Raw genomic sequence first — 14,052 nt, forward strand, 5'->3', positions numbered from 1 at the left:
AACTACGGTTCACGGTGGAGGTGTCCTGATGGGCAAGCAACGGGCAACGGACTACGACGTACTGATCGTCGGATCCGGGTTCGGCGGAAGCGTGAGCGCGCTTCGTCTCGTGGAGAAGGGCTACAAGGTCGGCGTCATCGAAGCCGGCCGACGGTATGCCGACGAAGATTTCGCGAAGACCAGTTGGGATCTCAAGAAGTTCCTCTGGGCTCCGAAGCTGGGGTGCTTCGGCATTCAGCGCGTGCACCTGTTGCGCGACTGCCTCATTCTCGCGGGCGCAGGCGTCGGCGGCGGGTCGTTGAACTACGCCAACACGCTGTACCAGCCGCCGGAGCCGTTCTTCCAGGACAAGCAGTGGGCGCACATCACCGATTGGCGAAGCGAGCTCACCCCGTACTACGAGCAGGCTCAGAAGATGCTCGGCGTCGTGCAGAATCCGCACATGACGCCCGCTGACGAGATCATGAAGTCCGTCGCAGATGACATGGGCGTCGGCGACACGTTCATCCAGACCCCTGTCGGCGTCTACTTCGGTGAACCTGGCAAGAAGGCGAAGGACCCGTACTTCGGCGGCGTCGGACCCGAGCGCACCGGTTGCATCGAGTGTGGCGAGTGCATGACGGGCTGCCGTCACGGAGCGAAGAACACGCTCCTCAAGAACTATCTGGGCCTTGCCGAGACAGCCGGCGCCGAGATCATTCCGATGACCACCGTGTCCGGGCTTCGTGAGGCTCGCGACGGTTCGTGGGACGTGTTCACCGAGCGAACCGGTGCATTCGGACGAAAGAACCGCCGCACCTACACGGCTGCGAACGTCATTCTCGCGGCCGGAACGTGGGGCACTCAGCATCTGCTCTTCGACATGAAGGACACCGGAGCGCTGCCCAAGCTCTCCGACAAGCTCGGCGAGCTGACTCGAACGAACTCCGAATCCATTGTCGGCGCAGGCAAGTACAAGGTCGATCCCGCACTCGACCTGACCCGCGGAGTGGCGATCACCTCGTCGTTCCACCCGAGCAGCGACACCCACATCGAGCCGGTCCGCTACGGCAAGGGATCGAACGCGATGGGCCTGTTGCAGACCTTGATGACGGACGGCGGCGGCAAGACGCCCCGATGGATCAAGTTCCTCGGTGTGGTTGCGAAGAATCCGTACCAGATGTTGCGCATGTTGACGGTCAAGGACTGGAGTGAGCGCACGATCATCGCGTTGGTCATGCAGAACCTCGACAACTCCATCACCACGTACACGAAGAAGGGCCTGTTCGGTCGACGCAAGGTCACCAGCAAGCAGGGCCACGGTCAGCCGAACCCGACGTGGATCCCGGAGGGCAACGAGGCGACGCGTCGAGTTGCCGAGAAGATCGACGGCGTCGCGGGCGGCACGTGGGGCGAGATCTTCAACGTTCCACTGACGGCGCACTTCCTCGGCGGTTGCGCTATCGCGTCGGATTCCGATCACGGCGTCATCGATCCGTACCACCGCGTGTACGGCTACCCGACGCTCAGCGTCGTCGACGGCGCAGCGGTCTCGGCCAACCTCGGCGTGAATCCGTCGCTGACCATTGCCGCTCAGGCCGAGCGTTCGGCCTCGCTGTGGCCGAACAAGGGGGAGACCGACCTGCGTCCCGCCCAGGGCAGCGGCTACGAGCGTTTGGCTCCGATTGCACCCAAGTCGCCTGTGGTGCCGGCGTCGGCCCCGGCCGCGCTGGTCCTGCCGATCGTGAAGATCACCGGCGGCAAGACAGCTACCGCTGTTCCGGCGGAGCCGGCAGCCGGATAGTTCGCCGCGAACGAAGATGGGGCGTGTCGTCGAGGATTCGACGACACGCCCCATCTCTGTTTCAGAGTGTCAGCCTCCTAGCGACCCGAACAGAGTGCCGAGGTCGAGGCTGCCGGTCCCGCCTCCGGGCCCGCCGTCCGTATCGCCGGGGACGGTCAGGGTCTGCGGCGCGGATGCGGAGGCCGTGTAGCCCGAAGCGCCCACGAATTCGGCGGTGACACTGTAGGTCCCGGAGTTGTAGAACGTCGCCGGTACCGTTGCGACACCGTTGACCACGTCGACCGGTCCACCGATGAGGGTGTCACCGACCTTGAACTGGACCTTGCCTGTGGCGCCGGACGGATCGACCGTTGCCTTGAGCGTCACCGGGGTGTTCTTCTGAACAGTTCCGACAGCGTCGAGAACCGTGGTCGTCTCGACGTCGGCCGGAGCCGGCGTCGTCACACTGACCGGGAATGCCGGGGCAGCGGACGGCGCGAATCCTGGTGAGCCCGTGAACTTCGCGACAACCTTGTGCGTTCCGGTCGAGGTGAAGGTGTACGGAGCGACGGCAACTCCGTCGGTTCCGACCGGAGCACTGACCGTTTCGGTGCCGTCGACGATGAAATCGACGGTGCCGCCGGTACCCTGCGGATCGACCTTGGCAGTCAGGTTGACGTCCTGTCCGACCTTCGCGGTCGACGGCGACACCGTGGCGGTAGTGGTCACGGCGTCCGGCGGTGCATCGGTCGTGACGGTCACGATCTTGGCCGACGCCGACGTCGACGCCAGGAACCCGGGGGCTCCGCTGTAGCTCGCGGTGATGGAGTGCGGTCCGTCCTCGGTGAAGGTCGGGGAGATGCTGGCCGACCCTCCGGTTACCGGCACGGCGTCCTCGAGTGGGTTGTCGCCGTCGAAGAACTGGACGGTTCCACCGTTTGCGCCGCCGCTCACGTTGGCTGACAGGGTGACGGGAGTTCCGTTCTTGGCGTTGGCCGGTCCGACGACTGTGGTGGTGGTTGCCTTGTCCGCCTCGATGATCCGCGTCGTGGCGAGGGGGCCTGCGCCGCTGTTGAGCGGACCGTTCTCGGCGTCACGCGGGGTGCATCGCGTGGGTGCCCAGGCGGTGATGACCAGGGTGGCCTTGGGGAGGAACGTGAGGAAGTTGCGATCGTTGTTCCACGCTCCCGCGCTGCCGCCGGTGCGTACCTTCATCGCGACGTCCCCTGAATCGCCGGCCTTGAGAACTGCCTTGACCTGGGGGAGCTGGAACTGCGTGTAGCCGTCGGCATTGTTGGAACCATCGACGTTCTTGCCGGTCGCCTTGACGACGATGCCGCCCTCGGAGTTGATGCTCGAGCTGGGGCTGTTTCCGATGACCTGGTTGTTTCCGGAGAGGCGCAGAATCGTTCCGTTGGGATCGACGTTGCCGTTCTCGTTGACGCGCAGGATGTTCGGCGCGACACCGCTGAGCCCAGCCGAGGTGCCGGGGACGATGGTGGCTTCCACCAGGGTGGCGTTCGCAGGAACGTCGACGTCGACCTTGATGCGGGAGACGTTCTGGACGGTCGCCCCGGAAGCGGAGCCGGGAAAGGCGATGGGGCCGGGTTGGATGGTGACCTCGAAGGTCTCACCGGCGCCGATGGATTCCGGTGCGTCGACGATGACCGAGCCGGACTGTGACTGCGTGGTCGGACCGGCGACAGCGGACGGGGTTGCCAGGCAACTCGTGCCGAAGGTTGTTGTCACGGGGGCCGCTGATGCGGGGATTCCCGCGAGGATGACGCCACTGGCGAGTGCCGTGGCGGCGATCGGCGCCGCGATGCGACGTCTGGAGTGCACGAACATGGATTCTCCTGAGCTGGGTACGGGAGTGGTGTCCAAAGCTGATGTGGGGGACTAGCTTCCGAAGAGCGGGATGAGGCCGCTGAGCGAACCGGTATCCACGCTTCCGGTGCCGCCGCCGTCTGTCGGTGCGGTGCCGACCTGCACGACCGTCGGGCCGGAGACGGAGTTCTTCCAACCGGCGTCGCCGACGAAGTTGGCAGTGAGGCCGAACGTTCCCTCGTCGTCGAAGGTGTGCGTGAGTGTCGCGACGCCGTTGACGACGGCAACGGGTGCGCCGATGGGCGTCGTGCCCGACTTGAACTGGATCATTCCGTTTGCTGTTCCGGGTGCGACGGTGGCCTTGAGCTGCAATGCCTTTCCGACCTGAGCCGAGCCGCTGACGGTCAGAGACGTCGTGGTGTCGGCGCGAGCGGGTTCGGGATCGGTCACGTTCACCGTGAACGACGTGGACGTGGAGCCGATGAATCCGGTTCCGCCGGAGAACTCTGCCGTCACGGCTGCAGCGCCCGCTGATGCGAAGGTGTGCGGGAGGATCGCGACACCGTCACCCGTGCCGACCGGTGCGGTACCGATCTCGGCGCCGTCGACCTTGAACGTCACGGTTCCGCTGCTCGGGATGGGGGAGACGGTGGCCGAGAGGTTGGTCGGTTCACCGACAACAGCGGTGAGTGGTTCGACAACTGTGGTCGTGGTTCCCCAGTCGGGATCGCTGACGTCGAGTTGGGTTGCGGTGGAGACGGAATCGCCGTAACCGGCCTCGCCGGTGAACACTGCGGTGAAGCTGTGGGTGCCCGAAGCGTCGTAGCTGCGGGTCAGGGAAGCCGTCCCGTTGACTACAGCCACCGGTGCGCCGAGGTTGGTCTCGCCGTCTTTGAACTGCACCGTGCCCACGGCGTTTGCCGGTGTGACGACAGCGCTCACGGTGATGCTGTCACCTACCAGCGCGGCGTTCGGGGCCGAGATCGTGGTGGTGGTGTCCGCGGAGACGTCGACGGTCTGGACTCCGGAGGTCGAGCTGTGGAATCCCGGACCGGCGTTGTACGCGGCGGTGATGTCGTGGGCGCCGACGCTGTCGAAAGTGTGGGAGAGGGTGGCGCTACCGCCCGAAACCGGGACCGGTGAGCCGATGTCGTTGCCGCCGTCCTTGAACTGGACGGTGCCGCTCGCGTCGGACGGCGCAACTGTCGCGGTCAGGTCGACCGGCGTGCCGACCTTCGCCGTTGCCGGTGCAACCAGTGTGGTTCCGGTGGCGACAGACGGGTCGACTACCTGGACGTTGACGTTGATCGGGTTGAGGCCCTGCTGTGTGCTGAAGGCGTTGACGTCGAAGAGCATGCCGCTGTCGTACGTCCCGAATGCTGTGCCGACGGGGACCGTGTAGGTCGCTTCCAGTGTGACGGGTTGGTTCTTCTTGACGACGAATCCACCGACCAGGAAGGTGCAGCCGCTCGAGCACTTCGCGGAGACTCCGCCGTCTGATTCGTTGCTGATCGTGGCCCGGTTGGTCACACCCAGGTAGGTGGCCTTGGCGCTGCCCGGCACGAGGACGAATCCTGCGGGCGGGATGTCACGGATCTTTGCGATCGACCGTTCGATGCCGCTTTCGTTGTGCTTGATCTCGGTCTTGTACGTGACGGTGTCGCCTGGGTGAACTGCCGCGTTCCCGATGACACTCTTCGTGAAGATCAGGTTGTCGGTCGTGCCGGTGAAAGTGGTCGGCGGGGCTTCGTCAGCAGTGGCCGGCGTGCCGAGGACTAGAAGTCCGGCGGCAGCCGTCACAGCCGCGACAGGTATGGCGAGTCGTCGTATGAATCGACGCACAGGTCCTCCTCGAGGTGAGCGCCGTTCGGCGGCGCCGGCCGTTTGCGATCGTGATCCTGATCACTTGACGGGCGAGATTACCTTTACTGGACGTTTGGTTCAGGCGAATCGGTCAAACGTCCAGAAAATTCACCCTTCGTCCATTTCGGGCTCTGGCCTGCGATGATGCTGCCGAATTGATTGCCGAAGCTAAGGTGCGGGTGATTGGGGCGCCGTTGACCTGGACGGTGGTCTAGATCCGCGCGAGGTCGCCGCGCAGTTCTGAGGGGCGGCCTTTGTAGTGACGTACCTCGCGCTCGCTCGGCCGAGTAGCGGGCTGAGTCCATGCATGCGCAGAAGCGCTGGCTGCGGCGATTAGACTGCACCTGTGGCAGATATCGAGCAGCAGAGACCAGTTCTTGTCGTCGACTTCGGGGCGCAGTACGCGCAGTTGATCGCACGGCGAGTTCGCGAAGCCAAGGTCTACTCGGAGGTGATTCCGCACACCACGACCGTCGAGGAGATCGTGGCCAAGAACCCCTTGGCTGTTGTGCTCTCGGGTGGGCCCTCGAGTGTCTACGCAGACGGTGCTCCCAAGCTTGATCCCGCACTGTTCGATCACGACATTCCGGTTTTCGGAATCTGCTACGGATTCCAGGCAATGGCAGGCGCCCTGGGCGGCACCGTCGCCGAGACCGGTACCCGCGAATACGGCCGTACCGACATCGCGGTATCCGGCGGATTGCTCCACGACGGTCTTCCCTCGACGCAGCCGGTATGGATGAGCCACGGTGACGCCGTCACCGAAGCGCCTTCCGGCTTCGAGGTGACCGCGACCAGCGACGGTGCTCCCGTCGCGGCGTTCGAGGACCGCGCCCGCAAGCTCGCCGGTGTGCAGTACCACCCTGAGGTTCTGCATTCCCCGCACGGTCAGCAGGTCCTGAGCCGCTTCCTGCACGAGATTGCCGGTATTCCGGCAGCGTGGACGGCGTCGAACATCGCCGATGCGCTGATCGAGCAGGTTCGCGAGCAGGTCGGAGACGGACACGCCATCTGCGGTCTGTCCGGTGGCGTCGACTCCGCTGTCGCTGCGGCTTTGGTTCAGCGCGCAATCGGCGACCGGTTGACATGCGTCTTCGTCGATCACGGTTTGATGCGAGCCGGTGAGCGCACGCAGGTCGAGCAGGATTTTGTCGCGGCAACCGGCGCTCGTCTGATCACCGTGGATGCCGCGGACACCTTCATCGGTGAGTTGGCAGGCGTCACCGATCCCGAGACCAAGCGCAAGATCATCGGCCGCGAGTTCATCCGCAGCTTCGAAGGCGCAGTCAGTGATGTTCTGGGCGAGAACGCATCTCATGGTGCGACCGTCGACTTCCTCGTCCAGGGCACGCTCTACCCGGATGTCGTGGAGTCGGGCGGCGGCACGGGAACTGCAAACATCAAGAGCCACCACAATGTCGGCGGGCTGCCGGAAGACCTGCAGTTCAAGTTGGTCGAACCGTTGCGTCTGCTGTTCAAGGACGAGGTCCGTGCAGTGGGCCGCGAACTCGGCCTGCCCGAAGAGATCGTCGGACGCCAGCCGTTCCCCGGTCCCGGACTCGGTATCCGCATCATCGGTGAGGTCACCCGCGATCGCCTCGAGATCTTGCGTCAGGCAGATTCCATTGCGCGCGAAGAGCTTACGTCTGCAGGCTTGGACGGAACCATCTGGCAGTGCCCGGTCGTTCTCCTTGCCGACGTCCGAAGCGTGGGCGTGCAGGGTGACGGCCGGACGTACGGTCATCCGATCGTGCTGCGTCCGGTCTCGAGTGAAGACGCGATGACCGCGGACTGGACGCGTCTGCCGTACGAGACCCTCGAGCGCATCTCGACTCGAATCACCAACGAGGTTGCGGACGTGAACCGCGTAGTCCTCGACGTGACGAGCAAGCCGCCGGGAACTATCGAGTGGGAGTAAAAACAACTGTGCGCCTTTATTAACCCCCCGCGGTTAATAAAGGCGCACAGCAGTTTTACTTCCGGTTGCGCCGATTCGGCAGAATCACCAGCAGTAGTCCTGCCACGACGGCGGCACCGACGAACAGCCAACGGAATTGAATGTTCGCTGCCGGCGCCAGGGAGAACGGCCCGACCAACGCCCACACACTGACCAGAAGTGCGGCCAGTCCGGCGATCAGCAGAAGTGCCGAGGGGCGCTTGGATTCTCGGGTCTCGTCGTGCTCTGTGGTCTCGTCGTAGTCGCTCATGATTGCGTCACCTTCAGACTGCCGAACGTAGCTTTGGCGTTGATGGTCAGTGTGGGCGAATCCGGTGTCACATCACGGCCCGGGTGTATTCCGCCGTCGAGGCAACCTGATCCGTCACCCATGACGACGGTGCAGCTGTTCTTGACGTTGACGGTTGGTGGCACCATGACGACGAACTCACCGAACGACGCCGCGACGTCGATGGTCTTGTCCTCGGTGAACTTGACCCCGTTGAGGTCGAGAGTGAAGCTTCCGAAGGCTCCCGAGTACGACGGCTCCAACTCGGAAGCGGTTGCCGGAGTCCATCTTTGCTCACCCGAGGCGTCGAAATCGATCGGGTAGACCAACGAGGCGAGAAGCACGAAACCCACGAGCGGTCCGGTGACGACCAGCAGGCCGTACCCCTTGCGGAAGAATGCCCCGAGGATCAGGCCGAGCGCGATGACGGCGAGTCCGACAGCACCGACTCGGCCGGGAGTGAACCACTCGTTGCCGGTTGCCGCGCCCGCTGCCCCGGTGACGGCGGCGACGATGATCGCGAGTCCGAGCACTGTCAGCGTCCATCGCGAGCGACGCTTACGTGGTGGCAAAGGCAGCAGCGGCGTGGCTTTGACTGCCGGGTCCGGGAGATCCCAGGCGAACGGAGCGACACCGAGCGGATCCCAGGAGGGCGGTGTGATGGCGGCCTCGCCGATCACCTCGGTCGGATTGGCGGCGGCTGAAGCGCTCGGGTCCTTCGACAGGTTGATCGTCGGATGATCGGCCTGAGATTGCGGTGACTGTTCGGCCGGCCGTTCCTCGGGCACGTAGCTGTCGGGGAGTTTTGTGTACGGCGTGTACACGGGCGGCTGATTGGGTGCGAAGTATCCGGGAGTGAACGGCCCGGGCGTGAATCCCGTGCCTGGATACGCGGTACCCGCGCCGACGTACGGTGACGTGCTCTGTGGCAGCGCAGGCGGGACCGGCGCTCGTTGGTAGAGCAGCCACAGGCCTCCGACCATCAGAATCAACCCGATCAGACCGGAACCACCCAGGCCGACGCCGACAGGCCCGACGGTCGTAGCCGCGATGGCGAGAGCCACCAACAAGACGATGGTCTTGGTGCTGGAATCGGAGCTGTGTCCGCGGCCCATCAACGACTGTGCGGGGGACGATCCGTCACCGGCGCGGGCGAGCACCAACCACCCGGCGAGGTAGAGAAGGATGCCTGAGCCGCCGAAAATAGTGGAGGCCACAAACGCGACACGTACCAGAATGGGGTCGATGCCATACCGGTATCCGATTCCGGCGCATACCCCGGCCACGTGACCTTGTGCCGGCAGACGCACGGGGCGGGTCCGCCACAGATCCTGGATCTGTTCTTGGAAAGTCGGATTGTTCATGAATCAATCCTGGCTTCCGGGGCGGCCTCCGCGCATCAGGGCCAACCCTGATCTTTGCGACGATCGGGGCCAGGGGCGCCGCCCTGATTCAGGGTTGGACCCTGATGTGAGTGCGAGTGGTTCGTGCCAGTATCGACTATGTGCAATATCTGTCAGATCCGCCGTTCGTGAGCGGTCCCGTTCCCGGGTTCACGGGAGGCCCGCCCGTCAACGGGGTACCGGTGCATGCCGTACCCATGAAGAAGGGTGTGCCCATCCCGGGCGGTGTTCCATTGCGAAAGCTGGAGCGGCGCTCCGGCGGTCGCATCGTCGCCGGTGTTGCAGGCGGTATCGCCGATCATCTCGGGATCGACGTCCTGAAGGTTCGAGTCGCCTTCGCGATTCTGGCGGCGATGGCCGGATCCGGCATCGTGATTTACGGCGCCCTCTGGATCTTCACCTCAGCCGGCACGGACACCCAGAAGCCGTCCGCGGCCGAGCGGCAGCGGGCGTACGGCTTGATCGCACTCGGATTGGGCGGCGCAGCCGCGTTGTCCTGGCTGTTCAGCGGCACGGCGGGTTCGGTGCTCGCACCGTTCTTCGTCGTCGCGATCGGTGCCGCTTTGGTGTGGCGCGAGTTCGACTCCGACGGTCCCCGGACCGTCATCGGCTTGCCGCAGCGGCCTACCGTTCTCACGTGGGCGCGGGTGGTCGGGGGAGCGACCTTGATCATCTTGGGTCTCGGCGTCGTCGTCCTCGCTCAGGTCGACCTCGAAGCACTGCGCTCGTCCCTGCTGGCCGTGGTGGTGACGCTGATCGGTGTCGGTTTGTTGACGGTGCCGCTGTGGCTGCGGATGTGGCGGGCTCTCGGCGCCGAGCGTGCGGCCCGAATTCGCAACGACGAACGTGAAGAGATCGCCTCGCATCTGCACGACTCCGTACTTCAGACGTTGGCGCTGATTCAGAAGCAGTCCGACAATCCGCAAGAGGTGGCGCGCCTGGCCCGTGGTCAGGAACGCGAGCTGCGCAAGTGGTTGTTCAGCGGCGGGGATATCGACCACACGAGCCTGACCGAAGGTCTGAAGATCATCGCCGGTGAAGTGGAGGACCAGCATGGCGTCACGGTCCGCCCCGTCACGGTCGGCGACGTACAACTCGAAGGCGAAGGCGTCGAGAACGGTCTGCCCAAGGAAGCGTTCACCGCGCTCCTCGGTGCGACGCGTGAAGCTCTCGTGAACTCGGCAAAGCACTCGGGGGAGAAGGAAATCAATCTTTTCGCCGAGGTCGAGGGCGACCAGGTCAGTGTGTTCGTTCGTGATCGCGGAGTCGGATTCGACGTCAATGCGGTGCCGGAGGACCGTCAGGGTTTGGCCAAGTCGATTCGTGGTCGCATCGAGCGACGGGGTGGCCGCGTCGTGGTTCGATCCGACATCGGAAAGGGCACCGAGATCCGCGTGCACATGCCGCTCGGTGACTCTGCTCTAAAGTGGGACCAGACTGCTGACCGTGTCGACAACCCCGAGGAACAGCCCCAGTGACTTCGCTTGCGCCGCCCCCGTACCGCGTATTTCTTGTCGACGATCATGCAGTGTTCCGCTCCGGGGTGAGGGCGGAACTCTCGCGCGAGGCAGACATGGACGTAGTCGGTGAAGCCGGTGGCGTCGCTGAGGCGATCGCGGGTATCAACTCGACGAAACCGCATGTCGTTCTGCTCGATGTCCACATGCCTGACGGTGGTGGAGTGGCAGTTCTGCGCGGAATCGATTCCGGCCCGGTGTGCTTGGCGCTCAGCGTTTCCGATGCGGCCGAGGACGTGATCGCGGTGATCCGCGGCGGTGCGCGCGGGTACGTGACCAAGACGATCTCGGGATCCGAACTGGCCGAGGGTGTACGACGCGTTGCCGGTGGTGACGCAGTGTTCGGGCCTCGCCTGGCAGGCTTCGTACTGGACTCCTTCACCGGGCGTTCCAACGCACCCGAGCCGCAACTCGATCCGGAACTCGACTCGCTGACTCCGCGAGAACTCGAAGTGCTCAGATTGCTGGCACGTGGGTACACCTACCGTGAAATCGCCGAGGACCTGGTGATTTCCGTGAAGACGGTCGAGACTCACGCATCGAACGTCCTGCGAAAGACTCAGCAGTCCAATCGCAATGCGTTGACGCGTTGGGCACATCGCCGCCAGATCGACTGAATTCCCGCGCGCTCTTTCGCGATTGCGTGCGAAGGCGCACCATGGACCGATGACGGAACCACTGGCGCTCGCGTCGAAGCGTGGGCGTTGGGTTGTCGCCGCCACCGTTCTCGGCTCGAGCATGGCTCTCCTCGACGGCACCGTCGTCAACATTGCTCTTCCTCACATCGGTGAAGAACTGGGTTCCGGTGTCGCCGGACTGCAGTGGACGCTCAGCGGTTACACCTTGGCCTTGGCGTCGCTGATTCTGCTCGGGGGAGCCCTCGGTGATCGTTGGGGTCGGCGACGGGTATTCGTGTGGGGGACGGTCTGGTTCGCGGTCGCGTCGTTGCTCTGCGGAATTGCACCTGACATCACGTTTCTGGTGATTGCACGAATCCTGCAGGGAGTGGGAGCTGCGCTCTTGACACCTGGCAGCCTTGCCATCATCTCCGCGTCACTTCGTGAGGAGGACCGCGGCGCGGCAATCGGATTGTGGTCGGGTTTAGGTGGTGTTGCCGGCGCCATCGGACCGCTTTTCGGTGGTTGGCTGGTGGAAGTGGCGGGATGGCGATCGGTATTCCTGCTCAATATCCCGCTGGCGATCGTCGTGGTGTGGGCAGCGGTGCGCCATGTACCGGAGAGCCGCGACCCGCATCCGCCCGAGCACCTGGACGTGGTCGGATCTGCCTGCGCAGTAGTCGGTCTCGGCGCACTGACGTACGGGCTGATCGAGGTCAACCCGATAGTCGGGCTGATCGGAGTGATCGCGCTCTGCCTGTTCGTCGTGGTGGAACGACGCTCACCGAGTGCCCTTGTGCCGCCGTCCCTGTTCCGTTCGCGGATGTTCGTCGCGGCCAATCTGGTGACCCTTGCGGTCTATGCGGCGCTGGGCGGTGTGTTCTTCCTGCTCGTGCTGCAACTGCAATTGGTTGCCGGGTACTCGCCGGTGGCTGCCGGCGTCGCAACGGTACCGATCACCTTGGCATTGCTGCTGTTGTCTTCGCGCGCGGGCAGTTACGCGCAGACGCACGGACCGCGGTTGCCGATGACGGTCGGGCCCGCCGTTGCCGCGGTGGGGTTGGTGTTGATGACGCGGATCGGCCCGGATGCGTCGTACCTGACCGTCGTGCTGCCGGGAGTTCTTGTGTTCGGGCTCGGCCTGGCGGTGATGGTCGCGCCGTTGACCGCCGCGGTGCTTGGTTCGGTACCGGTGGAGCAGTCCGGAATCGCATCCGGTGTGAACAATGCCGTTGCTCGCACGAGCCAACTTCTTGCCGTCGCGGCCTTGCCTGCCCTCGTGGGTATCGACGCCGAAAGTCTGGTCGATCCGACGAGTTTCTCCGACGGGTTCCGGTACGCGATGTACATCTGTGTGGCACTGCTGTTGATCGGTGCAGCGATCGCCGCGACGCTGATCCGAACTCCGACAGTAGAGCCTGTTCAGGAAGCGGATTCGGTTGCCTGCAAGCCGCATTGTGATCTGACGGGACCTGCAGTGCAACCGAATCCGATGAGGGACTAGACGCTGATGTCGCGATCGCGGCTGGGCACCAAGGGAATTGCTGCGGCGGGAAATGCCGCGACTATCGCGAAGGCGAGCGGGTAGCCGACCGCGCCGATCAGCGCACCGACCACCGGGCCCACTGCTGACGCGGCAATGAACTGCCCGGTGTTCTGTGCGCCCAATGCTTTTCCTTGCCATTTCGGCCCGGCAGCTTCGGCGACGGAAGTGAATGCCAAACCGTTGTCGGCGACGCTGATAGTGGTTGCCAGCAGCAGGATCAAGGCGGGAACGCCCCAAGGCGCTGCGCCGGCTGCCGCCATTGCCAACATGACCGCAGACGCGGAGACGGCAACCAACCGCAGCGGGCCTACTCTGCTTCCGGCGCGATCACTCCAGATGCCGACAACGATGCGTCCGAGTGCACCCACGAACTGGGAGATCCCGATCAGGAGCCCAGCGGGCGCAGCGTCCCATCCTTGCTCGCTGATCAGCCAGACCAGACCGAATGTCGAAAGGGTGAACTGCGGAAACACCAGCAGTGCCGAGACGACGTGAATGCGCCACAGGAACCAGTTCGAGCGATAAGGGTTGATCGTCTCGACCGGGATGTCTGTGGGCCGCGCCGCCGGCCGCGGGGGATTGATCAATGCGACGGCGCAGATCAGGGCGAGAACGCCGTTGAGAGCTACCGACAGTCCGACGGCCGAACCGATTCCTACGTTCGCAGCGAGAGTCGGGATGGTCAGCGACGCGATGGTCACGCCCAGGGGCTGTGACATCTGCCGGATTCCCATCGCGAGGCCGCGCCGATCCTTGGGAAACCAGCCGACCACAACACGTCCACTGGCAGCGTTGGTGCTCGCCGCAGCCATTCCGCCCAGCAGAAATGCGATCCCGAGGAGGGTGTAGTTGTCGGTGGTGGTCGCGGCCAGCGCGGCGATCGCCGTCAGGCCGAGCCCGATGGAGATGACCCATTTCTCGCCGAATCTGTCAGCCATCGCTCCCCACGCCACCAGCGTGAGAACCATGCCGAAAGTGGGTGCAGCGGCCAGAGTTCCGGCCTGCGTCAACGAGAGGCCGTGCTCGGAATGCAGCAGCGGGATCAAAAAGGCGGGGGTGCTGACGAAGACGGTGCCTGCGGCCTGGGCTGCGACGCCGATTCCGAGCATCGTCCACGCCTTCGGGGAGACGGCCGTCTTTTCCAGCCGCGACGCCTGCGTCATGGTGCCCTCCGATCTCTACGCTGTTCGACGATGCCGACGCTACTCGCGTGGTTTCACATGTTGAAACCAGAATCCCACTATTTGGTCGAACGCGGACGGTTCAGGGTGCGAAGTGCCCACCCCTTTTCG

The 14,052-nt window shown here is 64.3% G+C and carries 10 protein-coding genes; 5 read left to right on the forward strand and 5 right to left on the reverse strand.

The window, feature by feature from the left end; translation table 11 throughout:
- Positions 1–28: 28 nt before the first annotated feature.
- Positions 29–1,783, forward strand: coding sequence for a GMC oxidoreductase (locus AC1Q61_RS20710; protein ID WP_003940689.1), 1,755 nt, complete (start codon positions 29–31; stop codon positions 1,781–1,783).
- Positions 1,784–1,852: 69 nt separating this feature from the next.
- On the opposite strand, the gene AC1Q61_RS20715 is transcribed toward AC1Q61_RS20710, so the two are convergent.
- Positions 1,853–3,610, reverse strand: coding sequence for an Ig-like domain-containing protein (locus AC1Q61_RS20715; protein ID WP_492650995.1), 1,758 nt, complete (start codon positions 3,608–3,610; stop codon positions 1,853–1,855).
- A 51-nt stretch (positions 3,611–3,661) separates the two neighbouring features.
- Positions 3,662–5,431, reverse strand: a complete 1,770-nt coding sequence (locus AC1Q61_RS20720) for an Ig-like domain-containing protein (RefSeq protein ID WP_042926364.1) — start codon at positions 5,429–5,431, stop codon at positions 3,662–3,664.
- 367 nt (positions 5,432–5,798) lie between these two features.
- Here AC1Q61_RS20720 and guaA point away from each other — a divergent pair, with 367 nt between their 5' ends.
- Positions 5,799–7,370, forward strand: a complete 1,572-nt coding sequence (guaA, locus tag AC1Q61_RS20725) for a glutamine-hydrolyzing GMP synthase (protein ID WP_007727510.1) — start codon at positions 5,799–5,801, stop codon at positions 7,368–7,370.
- Positions 7,371–7,425: 55 nt separating this feature from the next.
- Here the strand turns inward: guaA and AC1Q61_RS20730 are convergent, their stop codons facing one another.
- Both AC1Q61_RS20730 and AC1Q61_RS20735 read right to left on the reverse strand, forming a co-directional pair.
- Complete coding sequence (locus AC1Q61_RS20730) at positions 7,426–7,659, reverse strand: hypothetical protein (RefSeq protein WP_042926362.1); 234 nt, start codon at positions 7,657–7,659, stop codon at positions 7,426–7,428.
- The gene (locus AC1Q61_RS20735; RefSeq protein ID WP_007727507.1) at positions 7,656–9,041 is read right to left on the reverse strand and encodes a PspC domain-containing protein; all 1,386 of its coding nucleotides are present in this window, start codon (positions 9,039–9,041) and stop codon (positions 7,656–7,658) included. Before AC1Q61_RS20735 ends, AC1Q61_RS20730 begins: the two co-directional genes overlap by 4 nt.
- Before the next feature lie 236 nt (positions 9,042–9,277).
- Between AC1Q61_RS20735 and AC1Q61_RS20740 the strand changes: the two genes are divergently transcribed.
- The 3 genes from AC1Q61_RS20740 to AC1Q61_RS20750 are packed head-to-tail and all read left to right on the forward strand — an operon-like array spanning position 9,278 to position 12,718.
- Positions 9,278–10,558 carry an ATP-binding protein gene (locus AC1Q61_RS20740; protein WP_037125680.1) on the forward strand — a complete coding sequence of 427 codons (1,281 nt, stop codon included), beginning with the start codon at positions 9,278–9,280 and terminating at the stop codon, positions 10,556–10,558.
- On the forward strand, positions 10,555–11,214 hold the full coding sequence (locus AC1Q61_RS20745; protein ID WP_003940972.1) for a response regulator: 660 nt from the start codon (positions 10,555–10,557) through the stop codon (positions 11,212–11,214). The genes AC1Q61_RS20740 and AC1Q61_RS20745 overlap by 4 nt, the downstream gene beginning before the upstream one ends.
- A gap of 49 nt (positions 11,215–11,263) precedes the next feature.
- Entirely contained in the window at positions 11,264–12,718 is a 1,455-nt protein-coding gene (locus AC1Q61_RS20750; protein ID WP_064689592.1) for an MFS transporter, read from the forward strand.
- On the opposite strand, the gene AC1Q61_RS20755 is transcribed toward AC1Q61_RS20750, so the two are convergent.
- Positions 12,715–13,923, reverse strand: coding sequence for an MFS transporter (locus AC1Q61_RS20755; RefSeq protein ID WP_161120812.1), 1,209 nt, complete (start codon positions 13,921–13,923; stop codon positions 12,715–12,717). The genes AC1Q61_RS20750 and AC1Q61_RS20755 overlap by 4 nt on opposite strands.
- Between the last annotated feature and the right edge of the window lie 129 nt (positions 13,924–14,052).

This window comes from Rhodococcus sp. MPR-R1B (assembly GCF_058793255.1).

What these genes read in the sequence shown, in the direction of transcription:
- AC1Q61_RS20710 (WP_003940689.1), top strand. Translation starts at nt 29, where the DNA reads ATGGGCAAGCAACGGGCAACGGACTACGACGTACTGATCGTCGGATCC.
- AC1Q61_RS20715 (WP_492650995.1), bottom strand. Translation starts at nt 3,610, where the DNA reads ATGTTCGTGCACTCCAGACGTCGCATCGCGGCGCCGATCGCCGCCACG.
- AC1Q61_RS20730 (WP_042926362.1), bottom strand. Translation starts at nt 7,659, where the DNA reads ATGAGCGACTACGACGAGACCACAGAGCACGACGAGACCCGAGAATCC.
- AC1Q61_RS20735 (WP_007727507.1), bottom strand. Translation starts at nt 9,041, where the DNA reads ATGAACAATCCGACTTTCCAAGAACAGATCCAGGATCTGTGGCGGACC.
- AC1Q61_RS20740 (WP_037125680.1), top strand. Translation starts at nt 9,278, where the DNA reads ATGAAGAAGGGTGTGCCCATCCCGGGCGGTGTTCCATTGCGAAAGCTG.
- AC1Q61_RS20750 (WP_064689592.1), top strand. Translation starts at nt 11,264, where the DNA reads ATGACGGAACCACTGGCGCTCGCGTCGAAGCGTGGGCGTTGGGTTGTC.
- AC1Q61_RS20755 (WP_161120812.1), bottom strand. Translation starts at nt 13,923, where the DNA reads ATGACGCAGGCGTCGCGGCTGGAAAAGACGGCCGTCTCCCCGAAGGCG.